5 protein-coding genes are annotated in these 5,809 nt (G+C 73.7%); 4 read left to right on the top strand and 1 reads right to left on the bottom strand.

Features of this window, described 5'->3' with window-relative positions:
• Nucleotides 1-159: 159 nt before the first annotated feature.
• Nucleotides 160-1,968: an AMP-dependent synthetase/ligase gene (locus I6A81_RS39970; protein WP_203010484.1), complete on the bottom strand. Its 1,809-nt coding sequence runs from the start codon at nucleotides 1,966-1,968 to the stop codon at nucleotides 160-162.
• A 335-nt stretch (nucleotides 1,969-2,303) separates the two neighbouring features.
• On the opposite strand from I6A81_RS39970, the gene I6A81_RS39965 reads away from it, so the two are divergent.
• From I6A81_RS39965 to I6A81_RS39950, 4 genes are all read left to right on the top strand, one after another.
• Entirely contained in the window at nucleotides 2,304-3,071 is a 768-nt protein-coding gene (locus I6A81_RS39965; protein WP_203005864.1) for a metallophosphoesterase family protein, read from the top strand.
• Nucleotides 3,072-3,386: 315 nt separating this feature from the next.
• A complete protein-coding gene (locus tag I6A81_RS39960) occupies nucleotides 3,387-3,821 on the top strand; it encodes an SRPBCC family protein (RefSeq protein WP_203005863.1) in 435 nt (144 codons plus the stop codon).
• A 37-nt stretch (nucleotides 3,822-3,858) separates the two neighbouring features.
• A complete protein-coding gene (locus I6A81_RS39955) occupies nucleotides 3,859-5,103 on the top strand; it encodes an ArsA family ATPase (RefSeq protein WP_238430268.1) in 1,245 nt (414 codons plus the stop codon).
• Nucleotides 5,100-5,809, top strand: a 710-nt coding sequence (locus I6A81_RS39950) for a hypothetical protein (protein ID WP_203010483.1), incomplete at its 3' end; no start/stop codon positions are given. The genes I6A81_RS39955 and I6A81_RS39950, both read left to right, overlap by 4 nt.

The raw sequence follows: 5,809 nt of genomic DNA, 5'->3' as shown, positions 1-5,809 counted from the left end.
CCCGGGGCCCCCAAACCCCCCCCCCCCCACCCCCCCCCCCCCCCCCCCCCCCCCCCCCCGGCCCCCCCGGCCCCCCCCCCCCCCCGGGGGGGGGGGGCCCCCCGCCCCCCGACGGCGAAGCGGCGATGGCCGCCCCTGGGCGACCTTGAGCCGACCGCCTCATCGGCGATCGCCGTACAGCGAGGTGACGGCGTCGGCGTACTTGTCCATGACCAGGGCGCGGCGGACCTTCAGGCTTGGGGTCAGTTCGCCGGACTCGACCGTGAAGTCCATCGGCAGCACGGTGAACTTCTTGATCGACTCGGCGTGCGACACGGAGGCGTTCGCCGTGTCGATGGCGCCGCGCAGCTCGGCCAGCAGTTCGGGGTCCTCGGTGAGCGTCGCGGCCGGGGTGTCGGCCGGCCGGCCGCGCTCGGACAGCCAGCGCTCCAGCGCCTCCTCGTCCAGCGTGAGCAGCGCGGCGATGAACGGGCGACGGTCGCCGATCACCATCGCCTGGCTGATCAGCGGATGGGTCTGCAGCAGGTGCTCGAGCGGCGCCGGGGCGACGTTCTTGCCGCCGGCGGTCACGAGGATCTCCTTCTTGCGGCCGGTGATCCGCAGGAAGCCCTCGTCGTCCAGGGTGCCAAGGTCGCCGGTGCGCAGGAAGCCGTCGGCGTCGATCGCCTCCTTCGTGGCGGTCTCGTTCGCGTGGTAGCCGCTGAACAGCAGCGGGCCGCGGACGAGGATCTCGCCGTCGTCGGCGATGCGGACGGTCACGCCGGGGAACGGCTGGCCGACGGTGCCGATCTTCACGTGGCTCGGCCGGTTGGCGGACAGCGCCGGCGCCGTCTCGGTCAGGCCGTAGCCCTCCAGGACGACCACGCCGATGCCCCGGAAGAAGTGGTTGAGCCGATCGGACAGCGGCGCGCTGCCGCTGATGGCGTAGCGGACCCGCCCGCCGAGGACGGCCCGCAGCTTGCCGTAGACGAGCCGGTCGAACAGGGTGTGCCGCAGCCGTAGCCCGATGCCGGGGCCGCCCGGGGTGTCGAGCGCCTGGCTGTAGGCGATCGCGGCCTTCTCGGCGGCGTCGAAGATCCGCCCCTTGCCGCTGGCGTGCGCCGTGTGCCGGGCGCGCGCGTGGACCTTCTCGAAGATCCGCGGCGCGGCGAGCAGGTAGCTCGGCCGGGCCTTGCCGAGGTCGGCGACCAGCGTGGAGACGTCCGCCGAGTAGGCCAGCGGGAAGCCGATCTGGACGGCCGCGTTCTGGACGAGTCGCGCGAAGGCGTGCGCCAGGGGGAGGAACAGCAGCGTCGAGGGGTCTCGCTGGCTGCTGAACAGCTCCGGCAGGTGCGCCTCCGCCGCCTTCACGTCGAACAGGAGAGCGCCGTGGCTGAGCTCGCAGCCCTTCGGCCGGCCGGTGGTGCCCGAGGTGTAGATGATCGTCGCCACGCTGTCGCCGCGCACGCCCGCGCGCGCGGCCGCCAGCTGTTCGGAGGTCACCGCCGCGCCGGCGGCCCGCAGGGTCTCCAGCGCGCCGGAGTCGATGACGAGGACCTCGCGCAGCGTCGGCGTCCGGTCGCGGACCTCGGCGACCAGCGCCGCGTGCTGTTCGGTCTCGACCAGCGCGAGGGTGACCTCGGCGTCGGTGATGATCCACTCGATCTGGTCGGCGCTGGATGTCTCGTAGACCGGCACCGTCACCGCGCCGGCCATCCAGATCGCGTAGTCGAGGACCGTCCACTCGTAGCGGGTCCGGCTCATCAGCGCGACCCGGTCGCCCGGGCCGACGCCGCGCGCGACCAGGCCCCCGGCCGCGGCCAGCACCAGGTCGAAGAACTCCCGGTAGGTCACGTCGACGAACCCGTCGTCGACCTTGCGCCGGATCACCACCTGCTCGGGACGGCGCTCGACGAGGTCGAACAGCCCGTCGGTGAGCGTCGCGTCGTCGGGCAGGGTGACCAGGGCGGGTGAGGTGAACTCACGCACCGGGAACTCCTTCCGGGTGTGGGCGGCCCCCGGACACGGTCCCGGCGCGGCTCGTCGCCGGGGCCGCCGGAGGGCCGCCCAGTGGTCAGGTCACCGAGTTCGGCTCTTCGGTGGCCCCCCTCGGCCGCCCGGTCACGCACGCGGGGCGGTCACGTCAGACGTTAGTCGGCCGAGCGACGCGAGGGCTACCGACGCGTAGGTTGTTCCCGCCGTCAGTACCCGACCGATACCGGGTGGAAACTGGGCGGAAACGGTCATGGCCCGGCCGCGCCGGAGGCGGGGAGCGTCCACGGACGAGGGCCTTTTGGCGGGGACGGTTCCTCTAAGCTTCGGACATGCGGGTCCACGTGGTGAGCGACGTCCACGGAAGGGCCGACGCGCTGCCGGCCGCGGCCGAGGGCGCCGACGCGTTCATCTGTCTCGGTGACCTCGTCCTGTTCATCGACTACCAGGACCACAGCCGCGGCATCATGGGTGACCTGTTCGGCGCCGACGCCGTGCGCAAGATGATCGAGCTGCGCACCGAGCAACGGTTCGACGAGGCGCGGGAATGGTCCCGCGGGCTGTGGGCCCAGCTCGAGGGTGACCGCGTCACCATCATGGAGTCCGCCATCCGCCGCCAGTACGCGCAGCTGTTCGCGGCCTTCCCCACGCCGACCTATCTCACCTACGGCAACGTCGATCTGCCGCACCTGTACCCCGACTACCTGCGCGACGGGCTCACCCTGCTGGACGGCCAGACGGTCGACATCGGCGGGCTGCGGTTCGGGTTCGTCGGCGGCGGGCTGCGCACCCCGATGAACACGCCGTACGAGATCGACGACGAGACCTACGCCGCGAAGGTGGCGGCCATCGGCGAGGTCGACGTGCTGTGCTGCCACATCCCGCCGCACGTGCCCGAGCTGGTCTACGACGTCAAGGCGAACCGGTTCGAGCGCGGCAGCGAGGCGGTGCTGGCGGCCATCCAGGCGACGCAGCCGAAGTACGCGCTGTTCGGCCACGTCCACCAACCACTTGTCGACTCTTTGTATATTGGCTCGACGCGCTGCGTGAACGTCGGGCATTTCAACGCCCACGGCACGCCCTTCGTGCTGGAGTGGTAGACCCCCGGGAGGTTTTGACCGTGTCGCTCGCCGTACCTTCGGGACAGCGGCTCGCCGTCGCGCTTCCGGCGGCCTGAAGCGGCCCGCCCGAAGGACGTGCGATCATGTGGTTCTTCGCGAGTCCGGAGGCCGTCGGCGGGCATCACCACGTGGGTGCGATCCTTTACCTGGTTGCATCCGAGGTGACCTTGGCCCGGCCAGGGGACGCGTGGCCAGCACCTCGCGCGTCCCGAGGCCCGTTCGGGTGATTGCGTTGGGGACGTTGTTGCCGGGGGGCCGGGTCAGCCCCGGGCGGATCTGGAGGTACTGACAGCGATGGCCGATCACGCCAGCGCCTCGATCGTCATCAACGCCAAGCCGGCGACCGTGATGGCGGCCATCGCCGACATCGCGGCGTACCCGACGTGGGTCGGGCAGATCGAGCAGACCGAGATCCTCGAGGTCGGGCCCGACGGCCGGCCGAAGCGGGCCCGCTTCCGGGTGAACGCCGGCATCGCGAAGGACGAGTTCGTCAACGACTACACGTGGCACGACGACGCGAAGGTGACCTGGACGCTCGTCGAGGGCCAGGCCATGTCCGCCCAGGACGGCAGCTACACGCTGCGCGACCTCGGCGAGGGCCAGACCGAGATCACCTACGACCTCACCGTCGAGCTGAAGATCAAGATTCCTGGCCTGCTGCGCCGCAAGGTCCAAAGCGGCATCGTCGACGCCGCGCTCAAGGACCTCAAGAAGCACGTCGAGAGCTGAGGCCGGTGTGCACCATGCCTCTGAACGGCCCGCGCGGCTGGTCTCCGACCAGCCTGCCAGCCGCTACGGCCGCAGCGTGCTGTTCACCGGTAAGGGCGGCGGCGGGACCACGACGGTAGCCGCGGCGACCGCGACACTCGCGGCCCAGCGCGGCCACCGCACGTTGCTCGTGTCGTTCAACCCGGTCGGTGGTCTCGCGGCCACGCTCGACCATCCGGTGTCCGGCGCGCCGGAGGAGCTCGAGCCCGGCCTGTTCGGCGTGCAGATCGACCTGCAGCACTCGTTCGAGCGGCGCCTCGACGCCATCCGGCCTCTGCTGGACGTGGCGTGGGCCCAGGCCGACCTCGACCCGATCGAGGCCGAGGAGCTCGCCGCGTTCACCGGCGTCGGCGAGATGCTGGCGCTGCTCGAGCTGCGTGACCATCTCCTGTCCGACCGCTATGACCTGGTGGTGGTGGACGCCGGCCCGGCGGCCGACGCGCTGCGGCTGCTGTCGTTCCCGGAGACGCTGTCGTGGTACTGCCGGCGGCTGCTGCCGCCGGACGGGCGGTTCGTCCGCTGGATCCGGCCGTCGATGTCGCGTTCGGCGCGGCTGGCCACCCGGGTCGGGCACCTCGCCGAGCCGGTCTACGACCTGCTCACCCGGCTGCGGGTGACCGCGGCCGAGCTGCGCGAGGTGCTCACCGACCCGGCGCGCACCAGCGTCCGGCTGGTGCTCACCCCCGAGACGTCCTCGCTCGCGGTCACCCGGCAGGTGTTCACCGCGCTCTCCCTGCACGGCCTGCCGGTGGACGCGGTGGTCGCGAACCGGGTGATCGGGGCCGGCGGAGGCGACGTCTGGCGAGCCGGCTGGGCGGCGGCGCACCGCGAGCAGCTCGGCGAGATCGAGGCCGCGTTCGCCCCGCTGCCGGTGCTGCGCGCCGCCTACCGGGGCGGCGAGCCGGTGGGGCTGGAGGAGCTGGCCGCGTTCGGCGCGGCCGCCTACGGCTCGCTCGACCCGGCCGGCGTGCTCGGTGCCCGGGCGGGCTCGGACAGCGAGGCGCCCCGCGTGGAGCGGACCGCCGACGGCTACGCGATGTCCTTCGGCATACCGTTCGCCGACCGCGGCGAGGTTGACCTCGCCCGGATGGGGGACGAGCTGGTCGTGACGGTCGGCCCGCACCGCCGGCTGCTGGCGCTGCCCGCCGCCCTGCGTCGCTGCGACGTCCGGGCGGCCTGGCTGCGCGACAACCGGCTGGTCGTCTCGTTCGTCCCCGACCCGGACCAGTGGGTACACGCGTGAGCCGGACCGCCCCGGCCGGCTCGGCCGATCCAGCGGGAACCCCGGCAGACGGCGGCGGGCCGGGGCTTCGGTTCACCGCGGACGCCTTCACCGCGGACGCCTTCACCGCGGACGACTTGACCGCGGACGCCTTCACCGCGGACGCCGCCGGCGGCGGGGCGGCGAGCGCCGCGCCGGGGCAGGCCCGGGACACGGTGACCGAGCCGCGGCCCGTGCCCGAACCCGGATCCCTCGCCCAGGAGGCCGCCCTGCTCGCCGCCGCGGTCCGCGACTGGCTCGGCGCCCACGGCGCGCCGAGCTCGCCGGGCGAGGGGGCGAGCGCGTCCGCCGGCCCCGCCGCCTCGGACCGGTTCACCCCGGCGGAACCCGTCGGGGCCGGCGGGCAGGCGACCGCCGACGACGCGCCCGGCACGTTCGACGCCCCGCGAGCGCCGGCCGACTGGGACGGGCCCACGGCCGGGACGCGCGCCGGGCCGCCGTGGACGGTGGCGCCCGGCGCGACCCTGTGCACCGGCTGCCCGCTGTGCCGGCTGCTCGCGAGCGTCTCCGGCAGCCACGCCGAGGTCGTCGAACACCTCCTCGCCGCCGTCGGCTCCCTGGCCGCGGCGGCGCGCGCCGCCAGGCCCCCCGCCCGCGCCCCCCGGGCACCGCCCGCGCCCGCGGCCGCGCCCCCCCCAGAACCAGCCCCCCAAACGGCCCCGCCCGC

Origin of the sequence: Frankia nepalensis (genome assembly GCF_016786325.1) — a bacterium.
Classification (GTDB): domain Bacteria; phylum Actinomycetota; class Actinomycetes; order Frankiales; family Frankiaceae; genus Pseudofrankia; species Pseudofrankia nepalensis.
The sequence above is the reverse complement of the archived record's forward strand: the minus strand, read 5'-3'. Positions and strand labels throughout refer to the sequence as shown.